Source organism: Methylocaldum sp., from assembly GCF_035627495.1.
In the GTDB taxonomy this organism is placed as follows: Bacteria; Pseudomonadota; Gammaproteobacteria; order Methylococcales; family Methylococcaceae; genus Methylocaldum.
Map to the genome: position 1 here is coordinate 33,416 of NZ_DASPLO010000167.1, position 14,888 is coordinate 48,303.

The 14,888-nt window shown below is 58.7% G+C and carries 14 protein-coding genes; 5 read left to right on the forward strand and 9 right to left on the reverse strand.

Features of this window, described 5'->3' with window-relative positions; all coding sequences use genetic code 11:
• Window positions 1–15 precede the first annotated feature (15 nt).
• The 3 genes from VEB01_RS14860 (at window position 16) to VEB01_RS14870 (ending at window position 1,297) form a co-directional block, all read left to right on the forward strand.
• Window positions 16–567, forward strand: coding sequence for an rRNA large subunit pseudouridine synthase E (locus tag VEB01_RS14860; protein ID WP_324876752.1), 552 nt, complete (start codon window positions 16–18; stop codon window positions 565–567).
• 119 nt (window positions 568–686) lie between these two features.
• Window positions 687–1,061: a 3D domain-containing protein gene (locus VEB01_RS14865; RefSeq protein WP_324876754.1), complete on the forward strand. Its 375-nt coding sequence runs from the start codon at window positions 687–689 to the stop codon at window positions 1,059–1,061.
• Window positions 1,062–1,153: 92 nt separating this feature from the next.
• Entirely contained in the window at window positions 1,154–1,297 is a 144-nt protein-coding gene (locus VEB01_RS14870; RefSeq protein ID WP_324876755.1) for a DUF3309 family protein, read from the forward strand.
• A 76-nt stretch (window positions 1,298–1,373) separates the two neighbouring features.
• On the opposite strand, the gene VEB01_RS14875 is transcribed toward VEB01_RS14870, so the two are convergent.
• Entirely contained in the window at window positions 1,374–2,828 is a 1,455-nt protein-coding gene (locus VEB01_RS14875) for an amidohydrolase family protein (RefSeq protein WP_324876757.1), read from the reverse strand.
• A gap of 179 nt (window positions 2,829–3,007) precedes the next feature.
• Between VEB01_RS14875 and VEB01_RS14880 the strand changes: the two genes are divergently transcribed.
• Window positions 3,008–3,664, forward strand: a complete 657-nt coding sequence (locus VEB01_RS14880) for an MlaD family protein (protein ID WP_324876758.1) — start codon at window positions 3,008–3,010, stop codon at window positions 3,662–3,664.
• Window positions 3,665–4,508: 844 nt separating this feature from the next.
• Here the strand turns inward: VEB01_RS14880 and VEB01_RS14885 are convergent.
• On the reverse strand, window positions 4,509–4,829 hold the full coding sequence (locus tag VEB01_RS14885; protein ID WP_324876759.1) for an RNA recognition motif domain-containing protein: 321 nt from the start codon (window positions 4,827–4,829) through the stop codon (window positions 4,509–4,511).
• 479 nt (window positions 4,830–5,308) lie between these two features.
• On the opposite strand from VEB01_RS14885, the gene VEB01_RS14890 reads away from it, so the two are divergent.
• Window positions 5,309–6,199 carry a DMT family transporter gene (locus tag VEB01_RS14890; RefSeq protein ID WP_324876760.1) on the forward strand — a complete coding sequence of 297 codons (891 nt, stop codon included), beginning with the start codon at window positions 5,309–5,311 and terminating at the stop codon, window positions 6,197–6,199.
• Here the strand turns inward: VEB01_RS14890 and VEB01_RS14895 are convergent.
• From VEB01_RS14895 to rpmH, 7 genes are all read right to left on the reverse strand, one after another.
• A complete protein-coding gene (locus VEB01_RS14895; protein WP_324876762.1) occupies window positions 6,158–9,220 on the reverse strand; it encodes a bifunctional diguanylate cyclase/phosphodiesterase in 3,063 nt (1,020 codons plus the stop codon). The two genes, VEB01_RS14890 and VEB01_RS14895, sit on opposite strands and share 42 nt — an antisense overlap.
• Window positions 9,221–9,353: 133 nt before the next feature.
• Window positions 9,354–10,649: an MFS transporter gene (locus VEB01_RS14900; RefSeq protein ID WP_324876764.1), complete on the reverse strand. Its 1,296-nt coding sequence runs from the start codon at window positions 10,647–10,649 to the stop codon at window positions 9,354–9,356.
• Between the two features lie 241 nt (window positions 10,650–10,890).
• Window positions 10,891–12,237, reverse strand: coding sequence for a tRNA uridine-5-carboxymethylaminomethyl(34) synthesis GTPase MnmE (mnmE, locus tag VEB01_RS14905; RefSeq protein ID WP_324876765.1), 1,347 nt, complete (start codon window positions 12,235–12,237; stop codon window positions 10,891–10,893).
• Between the two features lie 121 nt (window positions 12,238–12,358).
• Window positions 12,359–13,993, reverse strand: coding sequence for a membrane protein insertase YidC (gene yidC, locus VEB01_RS14910; RefSeq protein WP_324876766.1), 1,635 nt, complete (start codon window positions 13,991–13,993; stop codon window positions 12,359–12,361).
• A gap of 2 nt (window positions 13,994–13,995) precedes the next feature.
• Entirely contained in the window at window positions 13,996–14,220 is a 225-nt protein-coding gene (yidD, locus tag VEB01_RS14915; protein WP_324876768.1) for a membrane protein insertion efficiency factor YidD, read from the reverse strand.
• Window positions 14,175–14,570 (reverse strand): ribonuclease P protein component, encoded by a 396-nt coding sequence (gene rnpA / locus VEB01_RS14920; protein WP_324876770.1) that lies wholly within the window; start codon window positions 14,568–14,570, stop codon window positions 14,175–14,177. The genes yidD and rnpA overlap by 46 nt, the downstream gene beginning before the upstream one ends.
• Window positions 14,571–14,573: 3 nt before the next feature.
• On the reverse strand, window positions 14,574–14,708 hold the full coding sequence (gene rpmH / locus VEB01_RS14925) for a 50S ribosomal protein L34 (RefSeq protein WP_324876772.1): 135 nt from the start codon (window positions 14,706–14,708) through the stop codon (window positions 14,574–14,576).
• Between the last annotated feature and the right edge of the window lie 180 nt (window positions 14,709–14,888).

Sequence of the window (14,888 nt, forward strand, 5' to 3'; positions counted from 1 at the left end):
AGGCGAACCAAGACCGTGTCCCGCCTGATACTTTTCAATAAGCCTTTTGATGTGTTGTCGCAATTTACCGATCGCAGCCACGATCGCGCCACTCTCGCCGATTTCATTCCGCTCCGGAACGTTTATCCCGCCGGCCGGCTGGATCGCGATAGCGAAGGACTTCTCTTGCTGACCGACGACGGCCGATTGCATGCTCGCATCGCCGATCCGCGTCATAAGTTGCCGAAGGTCTACTGGGCGCAGGTGGAAGGCATTCCCGACGAGGCGGCCTTGGAGCGGTTGCGCCGCGGGGTGCTGTTGAACGACGGGCCGACGCGGCCGGCCAAGGCGCGGGTCATCGAGGAACCGCCGGATCTTTGGCCGCGCGATCCGCCGATTCGCTATCGTGCCGCTATCCCTACCTCGTGGATCGAGCTGGTTCTACGGGAAGGACGCAATCGCCAGGTGCGGCGCATGACTGCTGCGGTGGGATTTCCGACCTTACGTTTGATTCGCTGGGCGGTTGGGTCCTGGACGCTGGGCGATCTAAAACCGGGGGAGTGGCGCGACGCCGAACCACCCCTATAGCCCTTGGCTGGCAACTTCGATCTTCATTACCAGAGGGGGCGAACCCGGATCAAAAACAAGTGTCTACTGGATTATGACCCGAGAGATGGATTTGAAAGATCCATGGGAAGGTAGTAAGTATGGACACGAAGTGCAAGCCGCTTGGAGCTTTCCTGCTTGCAGCAACTTTATGGCTGGTTGGACCTGTGCAAGCCTGTTCAATGACAGTGACCGCCAGCGCCTACAATTCGACCGTCGCGCAAACCGACAGCACGCCTCACATCGGCGCCTGCAACGAACCCATCAAATCCGGCAATAAAGTCATTGCCGTTTCCCACGATCTGTTCGAGATGGGGCTCGATTGCGGAACAAAGGTCAAAGTCCATGGTGTGGGTGAATTCGTCGTGCTGGACAAGATGGGCGACAAATGGGAGAAGCGCATTGATATTCACATGGGCAAAAAAGTAGGACAAGCGGTAGCATGGGGCGAGAAGAAGGTCAGAATCTCATGGTAGCCCAAAGCCCGTGGTTTTGCCGATAACGCAGATAAACCCGAACTTTGGTATTCGCCTGGAGTTTAAAGGATGCGTTTGTAAGGAGGCTTTCGATGGAAACGATACTTTTGGTTGTCTTGATCCTGTTGATTATCGGCCTTCTGCCGACGTGGCCGTATAGCAGCGGATGGGGGTATTACCCGAGCGGGGTCGTGGCCATCGTTCTGATCATTATTGTGTTGATGGTTTTGTTGTGAAATTCCCGCTCCAGAGACGCGATTTACGCAAATTCCCCGACGGGGCGAGACAAGATAGTGGTCCCGAATGTCATGACTACAACGGCCCGCCCCTAAGCCGAAGCAGTTCGAAAAACTCCCGTCTCGTTTTCGGCCCATAAGTCGCGAAACTGGGTTCGGGGTCTTCCGAATACGCCCGCTTAACGTTCGCAACCCGGTCGGAAGCGGTGCGCCTGCGTATTTCTTCCGGTGAAACGCCGTAGGGTTTCGCGGCATTCAGGCCGAATACCTTGGCCCGTAATTCCGGGGTAATCTCGGGATAGCCGTGGCGTTCCCGGAGGGTTTCGGCGATCCGGAACGCTCGGAAGGCCTGGATCTGGTCTTGGGGACTGCCGTACCAGATCGAATCGGTGCCCCACAGCACGTTGCTTTCACCCACATATTTGAAGAGCTTGCCGAGCACATGGGCGGCTTGGTCAGGGTCGCGCATCAGCAGCTTCCAGGTGCTGCCGAGCTCGGCGTAGATGTTGCTGTTCGGCGGAATGCCGTTGTCCTGGATGGTTTTGACGAGTGAGTCCACCCCGGCCGAGGCATTGGCGGGATCGTAGGGTCCTTCCTTCCGTTTGGGTTCATAGCCCGAGTGGTACGCGATAAAAGCGACGTCCGGAAAGCGTTTGGCCACCACGCCGATATCGCGGCAGGTGGAGTGGGTGTAGTCGAGGCCGAACAGGGGAAGTCCTTTGTGGATGCAGATGACTTTTACCCCCAGGCTCCGCGCCTTCTCGATGAAGGGAATCCCAACGTTGGGATCGTCGAGCCAGTAGCCTTTTCCCGAGGGTCCCCATTGGGTGTAGGTCTTCCAGGCGGCGACACCGTATCTTTCCTTTTGCATCGACATCGCATCGATCTCGCCCGGCAAGTTGGGGCGGACCAGGCCGTGGATCAGCAGCCGATGAGAGTCTTGCATGGCATCCACCGTGGCGCGGGTGGCGGCGGCTTCCTCGGTGGATAAAGGATCGTCGCCGGGCGCCGCGGGAACGGCGGACAGCACCGCCATGGTCGTATCGCTGTCCAGAAACACTTCGCGGATGAAATGCTCCGCCGAGAAGCATTCTATGGCCCCATCGCCGCAATCGGCCTGCGGGAAGAAACGGAGGCTATAAGTCCAGCGATTGGTCGGCCGTCGCCACTGGCCATTGGGGTTAACGTGATGTCCCTGAATGTCGAAGATGAACTCTTTTCCGCCCAAGGCCGCTTCGGCCAACTCGGGTTCGTAGACTGCTTCGGGAGCAATCTCGTAACGGCCTCCGGTTCGACCGGAGGCGGCGAAAGCCCGATTCATGGCCAGCAGCGTCGCCGCGGCGCCGGACACCGATTTAAGAAATGCGCGTCGGGTTATGCCGAGCCGTCGCGCAACCTCGGAAACTTGATCGTGGGCCAGCCGCTTCGCCATATGCACCGGTTCCGACAGCGGCATCGGCAGGTATTCGCCGTTTGTCGCCGTATCCAATTTGATAGGTAAACGTCTGCCTTCCGGATCGATGTGCGCCATGAAACTCTCCTTGCCCGAACCTATTCATGGTCCCGAAATCTACCTATGAGACCTGCAACAAAAGGCTTTGTTTCGGTGAAAGCCGATTTCTGCCGCTCATCCGGGAGCTTTGCTTTATCATGCTGGGCTTTGTTGACACCATCTTGGGGCATCATTTGTTACGTCCGGGAGATATTGCCATGCCTATCAGGCACACTTTTATCGTCGCTTTGATCGTGCTCCTATTGGGCTGCGGAAGGGACGAATTAAACCTGACACTGCAGCTCGACGGTCTGAGCGGTTTGCAGCCGGGAGATACGGTGGTACTTCGGAACCAGCCGGTGGGAGAGGTTACGGCCGTCGAAGCGGCCGGACAGAGCGGCTATCTGGCGAAGCTCGCCATCGAGTCCGAGCTTGTTCCGGAGGCAACGCAGAGTGCCCGCTTCTTAGTGGGCGAAGACCCCGACAATCCGGGCCGGCGCCGTGTCGAGATTCTACCGGGAGATCCGGACGATGCGCTTTTGGCGGACGGCGCCACGGTTCGAGGTTCGATAAAACAGGCGCCGCTTTTTCCCTTGGAGGAAATTTTACGCAGCTTCACCGAGGGGCTGGGTATTCTTCGCGACCAGGTAGAGCGCTTCGAGTCCGATATCCGGCGGGTGCCGGAATCGGAGGAGGCACAAAGGCTGAGGGACGAATGGGCGCGGTTGTTGGACGAAATACAAAGGGCGCAGGCGGCCACCGAGGAATCCGTCAAAAGAGATTTGCTGCCGAAGCTGCAACAGGAACTTCAGGACCTGGAGGAGGAACTGCGGGCTCTTGAAGCAAGACCCCGAAACAAGCCGCAGACGATTTGAGGCTATGGGGGCCGTAGGGGTTTAAGACACCATCGGAGAAAACAGATGAAAATCTTCTGCGGAAATCGGGCTTTTTGGGCTCCAATCCGTGTAACCCCTGCGTACATACGAAGGCGTACGTATTTGTATCGGGCCGATATACAGGTTTAATGAAACCACCCGAAATCGTGAGCGCCGCAAGGTTCCGGCTTCGGGTCTGGAACAGGATGTTCCGGTAGGGATTAGGATGTTGCGAAGGGACTTAGGGATGTCGCAAGGAACAGGATGTTCCGAACGGATTCGGGGTGTCTCGAAGGGAGTCGGGACATTCTGATCCGGAATTCTTCAGCGGGCCGAGCTATAGCGACAACGGATGTCGGCAGCGAACAAGGATGTTCCCCTACGGCTCGATTGCCGGAAGCAGACCCGTAATTTCCGACTCGCCGGTGTTGTTAGGACACTGGCAGACCTCATGCTCTCACATATTTAAAGACACGCCGCATATCCCGGGAAGCAGTGTCGTCCGGCTGGAGGTCCGCGGGAATTGTCTTGCTGATCCAGTAGTTACCTGATCATGTCGTCTGCCGCGTTTCGGGTTGCCCGATATATCGGGAAGACATTCCATTCGCGTCCGGTTCCTTATATTTACGCGAGGCGCTGACGGATTAAGCGTCCTTCCGGGTTCGGTTAGAGGGAGATGTCTGCGGAAAGCAGCCTATTCGGGCAATAAGCAGGCGGATAAGGCAATGGGCTGGAGCTGGGGATCTGCCTGGTGGTCGGCAGAAGCCGGCCCAGTCTCGGGCCGGCATTGCGGAGCAGGCGACGCTAAGACGGCCTGCTCCGCATAATGTTTTTGGGTTACCGGTTAGTAACCGCGGCGCTGACCGCCAAAGCCACCACCACCGCCGCCGCCGCGGCGTTGCGTAGATCCGCCACCATTGTTTTCCCGGGGACGCGCTTCGTTGACGGTGATGGAGCGTCCGCCAACCTGGGTCTGGTTCAACTTATCAATGGCTTCCTGTCCACCGCGGCTATCCATCACGACAAAGCCGAAGCCTTTGGATTGCCCGCTAAAGCGGTCGGTAATCAGGTTCACCGATTGAACCTCGCCGTACTGGGCGAACAGCTGGCGAAGCTCTTCTTCCGTAGTTTGGAATGATAAATTGCCTACGTAAATATTCTTCATCTGAAAATAACTCCCGCTCCGACTCGGGTCGGAACATTAAACAACAAAACCGGCCTCCAAGGCCGAGGACAAACCTAGCGAGTTACTTCTTGGGGTATGAGGCGAGGACTTCGGGAACAGAGCGGAACGACGCCGGATCCAGGAAGGAGTTACCAAATGCCGCGGAAGGAACGTGTCAGGCGAACGAACTCTAGCATGCCGGTATGCCTTTGCCTATGGTTATTTCTACGGATAATATGTGGCGCGAATGTGTGCTTAAAGCGGCTAACGGCTTGATTTCGGCCTGAGGGAAAATCCACCCCGCAGGGACTTTTCCCGGATTGATTTGCAATCCCTTCGGGTATCTGAAATATTCAGTCATCGAGCGCCTTCATCCCTCGTTAACGTTTCTTAATGTCCTCAGATCGCTTCGTCGGACAGATCCACCCGTGATTTCTAACAATTCTGATCGGACCGCTGGGTGTGCGGAACGCGGACGTGTGCGCCAAAACCCGATTCATATTCGGGGACTTGGCTACATGGCCATTGCCGCCTTCCTGTTTTCGGTGATGGGCGTTGGTGTGTACGCTGCCTCCCTGACCATTCCTCCGGTTGCCGCACCGATGGTCAGCTTTATCCGGGTCGCGGTAAATCTTTTCATCCTCGTGATGCCGGCGCTGTGGCTCAAGCAGGGTTGGGCTTTATTCGGCGACCGGCGGGCGTCGCTTTGGCTGCGGGGCTTGTTCGGGGCAGTTTCGCTGACTCTTTCGTTCGCGGCGATTCAGCGGATCGGCCCCGGCGAAAGCGCGTTTTTGACAGCGAGCAGCGGTGTGTTCGTGGCTCTGCTCGGACCCGCGATTTTATCGCAGCGAAATTCCCTGTCCGTCTGGCTGGCCATATTCGGGTCGCTTGCGGGCCTTCTTCTGCTATTTCAGCCCAGGCTGGATCCTTCGGACTTCCTCGGGCGCTTCATGGCTTTGAGCTCCGGGTTTCTGGCGGCTTTGGCGTACTTGATGGTCGCCCGTGCCGGCCGCAGCAATCCGCCGCAGGTGGTCGTTTTCTATTTCTGCCTGGTCGCCGTGGCGATCCATCTCGTTTATTTCGGGTTTTCGGGTGTCCTATGGCCGTCTTCGCGAAATGCCTGGGGCTGGGTGATGCTAGCGGGGCTTTCCGGCAGCGGCGCCCAGTTGTACATGACGCGGGCGTATCAAATGGCTCCCGCCGCTCTGGTCGGTGCCGTGGGCTACCTCGCTCCGGTCATGAGTGTGATCTGGGGCATGTTGCTATTCGCGAAGATTCCCGATCAGAAAGCCTTGGCCGGCTGTATGCTGGTGCTGCTCTGCGGGGTGTTATTGCCGTTCTTGGCCGCCCGTTCCGCTGGTGGGAGGTGACCAGTCGGCCGCTTCCGTGGCCGCTTGGCGAGGTTCGAAGCTGAACTCGGCGGGCGGCACCGGCTTGCCGAACAAATATCCCTGGCCCATCTGGCATCCTTCTGCAGCGAGAAAAGCGTGTTGCGCCACCGTTTCCACGCCCTCCGCGACCAATTCCAGGTGGAGCGAGCGGGCCATCGCGGCAATCGCCCGAATGATCGCTTCGTCGTTATGATCGTGCGGGACATCCATGACGAAAGACCGGTCGATCTTCAGGCGGTGCACGGGCAATTGCTTCAGATAACCGAGACTCGAATAGCCGGTGCCGAAGTCGTCGACGGCGAGAGTCACACCGAGTGCGCGCAAGCCTTGGAGAGTGCTCAAAGTCTTCTCCGTCTGCTGCATGACGATGGTCTCGGTTATCTCGATTTCCAGGTATTGCGGGTCGAGGCCGGTTTCGGCGAGCGCTTTCGAGACCAGTCCTACCAGATCGGTGTCGAGCAATTGCTGGCCGGACACATTGACGGCGACTCGCTTGAGGGGAAGCGCCTGGTCGAGCCAGGTCTTGGCCTGCCGGCACGCCTCGCGAAGCACGAATTCGCCGATTTGGCAGATGATCCCGCTTTCCTCGGCGAGCGGGATGAACTTGGTGGGGGACACGAGGCCGATCTCCGGATGGCGCCAGCGCAGCAGCGCCTCGGTCCCCGATACGGAGCCCTCGAAGAGATCGACCTGGGGCTGATAGTAGACCTCGAGTTCGTTCCGCTTGATCGCCTGACGCAATTGGGTTTCCAGCTTCACCTTTTCGAGAACCTCTTGGGTTAGCGATTCGCTGTAGAACTGGAAGCGATTCCGCCCCAGCCGCTTGGCGTAATACATCGCCGCGTCGCCATGTCCGATCAGGTCCTCGGTGCTTTTCGCGTCGTCCGGATAGATGCTGATGCCGATACTGGGGGTGACGAAAAGCTCGTGGTCGTCGACCCGGACGGGTTCGGCGAGCGCGCTTACCAGTGCTTCGGCGAGCACGGCCGCGCCTTCGGAGGTGTTGATATGCTCCAGGGCGATGACGAATTCGTCGCCGCCCAGCCTGGCCACGGTATCGTTCTCGCGGACGGCGGAGGTCAGCCGAGATGCGACCTCGCACAGCAATTGATCGCCCACGGTATGGCCCAAGCTGTCGTTGATGTTCTTGAAGCGATCGAGGTCGATGAACAAGACGGCGACCCGATGGCCCTCGCGATGCGCATGGGACAAGGCATGGTCCAACCGATCCGTGAACAGCAGGCGGTTGGGCAATTGGGTAAGCGCATCGTGGTGCGCGAGTTGGAACAACTGCTTCTCGAATTGTTTGACGCCGCTGATATCCGAGACTGCGGCCACGTAGTTCAGAATCTCGCCGTTCCGGCCCCGGATCGCGCTGACGTTCTCCAGCGCCGGAAAGATTTCGCCGCTCTTGCGCCGATTCCAGAGTTCGCCCTGCCATTGCCCGGTTGTCCTGATGGCGGCCCACAGTGTTTTGTAAACAGAGGCATTGTGGCGCTTCGACTGCCAAAGGCGCGGCGTTTTGCCGATCAGATCGGATTCGGAATAGCCGGTAATGGCCGTGAATGCCTTGTTAACCGCGATGATCCGAGTCTCGGCATCGGTGATGACTATCCCCTCGGCGGTGTTTTCGAATGCCGCCTGCGCGAGACGGAGCTCGGCTTCGATATGCTTTTGCGCGGTCACGTCGCGGGTGATGCCGTCGAGGCGTGTGCGGTGTCCGGTCGGATCGGTGACGGCATAGCCGATGTCGTGAATCCAGCGTACTTCGCCGTCGCGGCGAACGATCCGGTACACGGCGTCGAAGCTCATGCCTTTCAGAAGGTTCCCGAACCCCTCGTGCACACGCGCACGATCGTCCGGGTGGACGGCATTTATCCACAGATTCGGGTCGGCGTAGAACTCTTCCGGCTTATAGCCGTAGATGTCCTCGACAACCTTGTTGACGAACAGCACCTCGTCGCCGTTCGGGGAAACGCTCCACACGGCGTCCCGCATGTTCGTGAGGATGCTCTTGAAACGTTCGCGCTCCGCTTCGAGCTGGCGGGTCGATTCCACGACCCGCTGCTCCAGAAGCTCGCCGCGATTGCGCAGCATGGACTGATTGGCTTTTTGTTCGGCCACCAGGGCTGACATGACATGGGTGGTGCCGCCGACGATGAGGACGAAAGCGTCGAGCAGCAGAAAAGAGGCGTTTGCCGAATATTGGGCGAAAGGCCCGATTCCATGGGCCGTGCTTGCCGTCGCGATCGCGGCGTTAAGCGCCAGCGTGGTTGCGATGCCGAGCAAACCGAGGCGGAAGGCGGCCCAAATCAGCATGGGGATGGTGAGAAAGACCAATGGGTAATGGGCCGTATCCGCGTGCAGCCACCCGCCAAAGGCATACAGCGACGCCAGCACCGTCAGCGCAGCGTGGACTGCCTGTTCCACGCTCACGCGTACGATTTTCGATTGGCCGGCCAGCGCCAGAAAAAGCGGGGCCACCACGAGCGCACCGCCCGCATCCCCCAGCCACCAGGTCCACCATAGACCGAAGATCGAGCGGGATGTACCCGGCTCGAACAGCATCACACTCAGCGGGCCGGTGGTGGCGCTGACGAGGGGGGCGGCCAGCACGCCCAGAGCCATAAACCGCAATACATTCCGGACCGTACAAAAAATCCGGTCCGGAGGCATCAACCGGGCAATCCAGGTGGCTCCGGCGACGGCCTCAAGCGTGTTGCCGGCGGCGATCGGGAGGGCGGCTAACGATACCGGGCCGGTCGTGAGATTGACCGCCAAGGCTCCGAGAAAAACTCCGGGCCACCAGCGCCGGCCGAAAGCGAGACAGACCGCCAGGGCGAGGCCGGTTGGAGGCCAGATCGGGGTGATTTTGACGTGGACGGTCGCTAGCGACAGGCTGAGTTTCGCCGTCACGAAATACGATGCCGCGAAAATGATCAAGCCCAGCGGATAAGTGAGCCGCCCGCTCTTAAGAACGGATTGAGAGACGGATGCCATCGCTGTAGTGCTTGAAAGGTGTGGTGCTAAAAGGGCCTAAGGCGGAGTTGTCCGCGGGGAACTTTAAGCATAACGCACAAGAAATGGAAGCTCGTACCGCCCGAGATGAAATCGAGCCTCGTCGAAAGGCATTTCAGCGGCGTCGCCGTCGGCCTGAACGTGGTTTTGGCCTGGTTCCGGTCCGCTGTCCGGAGGATGGCGCCTCGGAAGCGCGGTGTGGAAAGCGGTCCATCGCGCGCAAGTCCGGAAAGCCGTACATCCAAAATAATGCAACGCCCAGTGTTGCCGTTCCCCCAAGAATGATTGCAGGAACCAAACCGAACCACGCGGCCGTAAGGCCGGATTCGAATTCGCCCAGTTCGTTCGAGGCACCGATAAAGACTGAGTTGACGGCGCTGACCCGCCCACGGATGGCATCGTGGGTTTCGAGCTGGACCAGCATGTGGCGTATGTACACGCTGACCATGTCGCCGGCTCCCATCAGAAAAAGTGCCGCTATCGACACGGCGAAGCTTGTCGACAGACCGAGTGCGATGACCGCCGTTCCGAATAGGACGACGCCGCCGAACATCCAGCGTCCGGCGTGGCGGGATATGGGAGCGAAGGCCAGGACCAAGGCGATCAGTGCGGCGCCGGCTCCCGGTGCGGTGCGCAGCAGGCCCAGCCCGGTCGGGCCCACGTGCAGGATGTCGCTGGCATAGGCCGGCAGCAATGCCGTGGCGCCTCCGAACAGAACGGCGAACAAATCGAGCGAAATGGCGCCGAATACGGTGGGCCGGGAGCGCACGAACCGCAAGCCCTCCAGCACGGTATGCCAGCTCATGGGTTCGCGGTCAGCGGATTTCTGGGGAAGGCGGCGCATCAGCAACATCAGGATTACCGAGAGGCCGAGCAGCACCGCAACTGTCGTGTAAACGGTCATGGGTCCCGCCAGATAAAGCACCCCGCCGAGCGCCGGGCCTGCGATGACCGCCAGTTGAAAGCTCGAGGAACTGAGCGCCACGGCGTTGCCGAAGCTTTCGGCGGGCACCAGGTTGATCACGATGGCCTGGCTCGACGGCATCATGAACGCACGAGCCGACCCGTACAGCGCCATCACGGCAAAAACCGGCCAGACGATCTCGAGGCCGGTCAGCGTGAATCCGATCAGCAACAGGCCGCACAGCACTTCCACGGCGTAACAGAGCATGATGATCCGGCGGCGGTCGAAGCGATCCGCCATCTGGCCGGCGATCAGCACCAGCGGTACGAAGGGCGCGAACTGGGCCAGCCCTATCAGCCCGAGATCCAGCGCATCGCCGGTAAGCGCATAAACTTGCCAGCCCACGGCGACGCTTTGCATTTGCACCGCGACGGCGCCGAGAAACCGGGCGCACAGGTAAAGGGTGAAGTCGCGATGGCGGAGTGCGGAGGCTTTGGTCGTAGGCAAGGACATGTATTCCGTAGGTATTTGTCAGCGGATTCGGGTGTAGGGGTTAGTGTCTCGCCTGCTAGGCTAGCAGAATTCCTTGGAGTGTTCGGGAGACGAGCTTGGCTCCCAATTTTGATGGCTTAAGCGGTTTGGTTTTCTCGGCCGGGAAAAGGCCGATCTTCACCCCTAAACCGGCGCCCGACACTCGAAGCTCAGGCTTCGCTCGACCAAAGCCGCATTTGACACCCTGACGGCGAAATTACTTGCCGATACAAAAACTGGAGAAAATCCGGCCTAAAAGGTCTTCGTTGGTGAATTCGCCGGTGATTTCCGATAGCGCATGCTGAGCTTCTCGTAGATCTTCGGCGAGGAGTTCCGCGGCGCGGGTTTTGAGTTGCGTCTGTGCGCTTTCTATGAGGCTCTGGGCGCGGCTTAGCGCATCGAGATGACGCCGGCGGGCGATGAATACATCGTTCGCCTCGCTGTCGTAGCCCATCGCGGCTTTGAGGTGCCGCCGGAGATGTTCCATGCCTTCGCCGGTTTTGGCCGACAAATACACCGCCGTGCCGTCCTGTCCCTCGACGAAACCGTCGGGTTTTCCGGTGAGATCGATCTTGTTGTAGACGCGGGTGACCGGGATGTCGGCGGGCAGGGTTTGGAACAGGGTTTCTCCTTCTTCCGGAGTGCGGTCGTCGATCAAAAGCAGTATGCGGTCGGCCTTGTGGATTTCGGCTTGAGCCCTGCGTATACCCTCGCGTTCGACGATATCCTCGCTGTCGCGCAACCCCGCGGTGTCCACGACGTGCAGAGGCATTCCGTCGATTTGGATATGTTCGCGCAAGGTGTCGCGCGTGGTGCCGGCAATTTCGGTGACGATGGCGGCTTCGCGTCCGGCCAGTTGGTTGAGGAGGCTGGATTTCCCGGCATTGGGGCGACCGGCGATGACGACGGTCATGCCCTCGCGGAGTAAACAGCCTTGCCGGGCGGAATGGCGGATGTGCCGCAGCGCCGTCATGAGTTCCGCGAGTTTTTCCGCAATATGGCCTTCGGAGAGAAAGTCGATGTCTTCGTCGGCGAAGTCGATGGAGGCTTCCACATACAGCCGCAGTTCGATCAGGGCTTCGACAAGCTGGTGGATCCGGGTCGAGAATTCGCCCTGAAGCGAGCGTTGGGCGGATCGGGCGGCCTGTTCGGTAGTGCTCTCGATCAAATCGGCGATGGCTTCCGCTTGAGCAAGATCGATCTTGTCGTTGAGGAACGCCCGCTCGCTGAATTCTCCCGGACGCGCCAGCCGGACGCCCAACGTCAAGACGCGGCGCAGCAGCAAATCGAGCACGACCGGGCCGCCGTGCGCGTGCAGCTCGAGGACATCTTCGCCCGTAAAGGAATGGGGCGAAGGAAAGTACAAGGCCAGACCGGTATCGAGAACGGAACCGTCGTGGCCGTAGAAATGACTGTAGTGGGCGTAGCGCGGTTCAAGGTCCTTTTGCAATACCGCTTGTATTACAGAGGGTACGGCATTGCCGGAGATACGGACTACGCCAATGCCGCCCCTACCGGGGGGGGTGGCGATGGCGGCGATGGTGTCGCGGGATAGCGTGTTCATCGGATGGATTCGGGACGAGCCGATGGTTTCGGGCGGGAGCCCTGATTTTGGCTATTGCGAGCGGTAGGACAAGAAAGTATGCAGAGGGGTTCACCGCAAACCCCTCTGCATTGCGACCGCGCTAGGCGGGGGCGGCCCTTTCGATCTGCCGGGTTATGTGCCACTGCTGGAGGATGGACAGGATATTGTTGACCACCCAGTAGAGCACCAGTCCGGACGGGAAAAAGGCGAAGAAGCCGGTGAATATGACCGGGAAGTACTGCATCACCTTGGCCTGTACCGGATCGGCCGGCGGCGGATTCAGCTTCTGCTGAATGAACATGGAGACGCCCATGATCAGCGGAAGGATGAAGTAGGGATCCTTGGAGGACAGGTCATTCAGCCAAAGAACGAACGGCGCCTGACGCATTTCCACGCTTTCGATCAGAACCCAGTACAGGGCGATGAACACAGGGATCTGGACCAGGATCGGCAAACAGCCACCCAGAGGGTTAACTTTTTCCTTCCGGTACAGCTCCATCATCGCCGCGTTGAACTTCTGCTTGTCGTCGGCATGACGCTCCTTCAACTGCTGAAGCTTGGGCTGAAGCTTCCGCATTCTGGCCATGGAGCGGTAGCTGGCTTGCGACAGCTTGTAGAATAGGGCCTTAAGAGTGATGGTGACAAAGATGATTGCCCATCCCCAATTGTTGAAAATTTTATGGAACTGTTCCAGCAGCCAAAAAATGGGCTTGGCGACGATGGTAAGCCCGCCGTAGTCCACCGTCAGGTCCAGGCCGGGGGCCGTTTGCTCCAACACCCGCTGGAGTTTGGGGCCGGCAAACAAGTTGGCCTTGAAGACTTTTTCCTCGCCGGCTTTGACATCGAGCGCGGGCGAGTAGGCTCCGATGACGAAATGATCCTCGGAAAGAGCCTTGGTGTAATAGCTATGCTCTTCGCTGGCCGGTGGAATCCAGGCCGCCAGGAAGTAATGCTGGATCATGGCGATCCAGCCTTCTTTGGCTTTCCGGTTCAGATTCGAATCCGCCATGTCCTCGAAGGTGATCTTTTCGTATTTTTCTTCCGGGGTGTACAAGACACCGCCGGTGTACGTCCGGACGAAAGCATCCTTGTCCTTGTCTTCGGGATTCTTACGCTGCAGCTGAACGTACTGACGTCCCTTCCATTCGGTTTCGGACTGGTTGAGCACTTGTTGCTCCAGCCCGATCAGATAGCTGCCTTTAGTAAAGACCAGGGTTTTGGTGATCTTGATCCCCTGACCGTTGGTCCACGTGAAAGGCACGCGAAGGGTGTCTTGGCCTTCCGCCAGCGTGTATGTATCGGCTTCGGATTGCCAAGTGCTGTGATGGGTGGGCGAGCGGGCCTCGTCTCCCAAAAAGCCGCTTTGTGCAATGAAAAAGTTGTCTTCATCGTTGAGCAGTCGGACCGGCTGGTCGGGCTGGTCCTTGCTTTGGGGATAACCGAGAAGATCGAGGATGCGCAGATCACCGCCCTCGATGTCGATCTCTGCATGTATGACGTCCGTGGCGACGCTGACGCGCTGATGCTCGGCGCCCGCAGCGGACGGCTCAGCCTTTTTGGCGACGTCGTCGACGCCTCGAGCAGACTCGGGTACATCGCCCGCCGGAGTCGACGGACCAGCTCCGGACTGCGCTACGGGCTCGGGCTTAGGCCCATAATCCACTTGCCATTGCTGCCACAGCATGAAGCTGAGAAATATGAAGAGGACGAAGAGAACGAACCTTAAATTATCCATTCTTATTTTCCGAATTGTTCTGGGACGGGATCAACACCGCCTTCGTGCCACGGGTGGCATCTCAGCAGTCGCCTCGCGGCAAGATAGGAGCCCCGCAGAGATCCAAACCGCTGGATAGCGGTTAAGGCATAGCTGGAGCATGTCGGATGGAAACGGCAATGCTGCCCCACCCAAGGACTAATCAGGTACTGATAGAATTTGATGAGGAAGACCAGGACGGCTTGCATCGCCTCACCAGGTTTTCCCAGTGCTTGTGCAATGAGCTTCGGATTGTTTCATGGTCTGCCTGAATTGCGGCGCTACGCGCCATTACCACAAAATCGAGTCCGCCGAGCGCTTGCTGCTGTAGGCGAAAACTTTCGCGGATGAGGCGCTTGACGCGGTTGCGATCGGAGGCGTTACGGATTTGTCGTCTGGCAATAGCTAACCCGAGGCGCGGATAAGTCTCACCGTTGGTTCGCGCGAGCACGGTTAAGTAATAGTCAGCGGACTTGCAGGGCTGCTCGAAAACGCGCTGGAAGTCGGCGGCGGTGCTTAAGCGGCGTGTTCGGGGGAAGCCGTAGCTAGGCGACTCCAAACGTCAGACGGTAAGTTGTTTGCGGCCTTTGGCGCGGCGCGCATTCAAAATCGAACGTCCGCCACGGGTTTTCATACGCGCGCGAAAGCCGTGGGTACGGACGCGCTTTATCTTGCTGGGCTGGTAGGTTCTTTTCATGGTGTACCTGTTGAATTCCGCAAAGAAAATACAAAGCTCCGCATGCTAATTCACAGGCGATACTCTGTCAATGCTGTGGATAAGTCTGCTCTTGAGGTATGATAAAGGATTCCGTTAAAGCGCTCACGCATTTATCGCCTATGCCTTATGTTCTATTCGTCGAGCACGATAAGGAAGCCA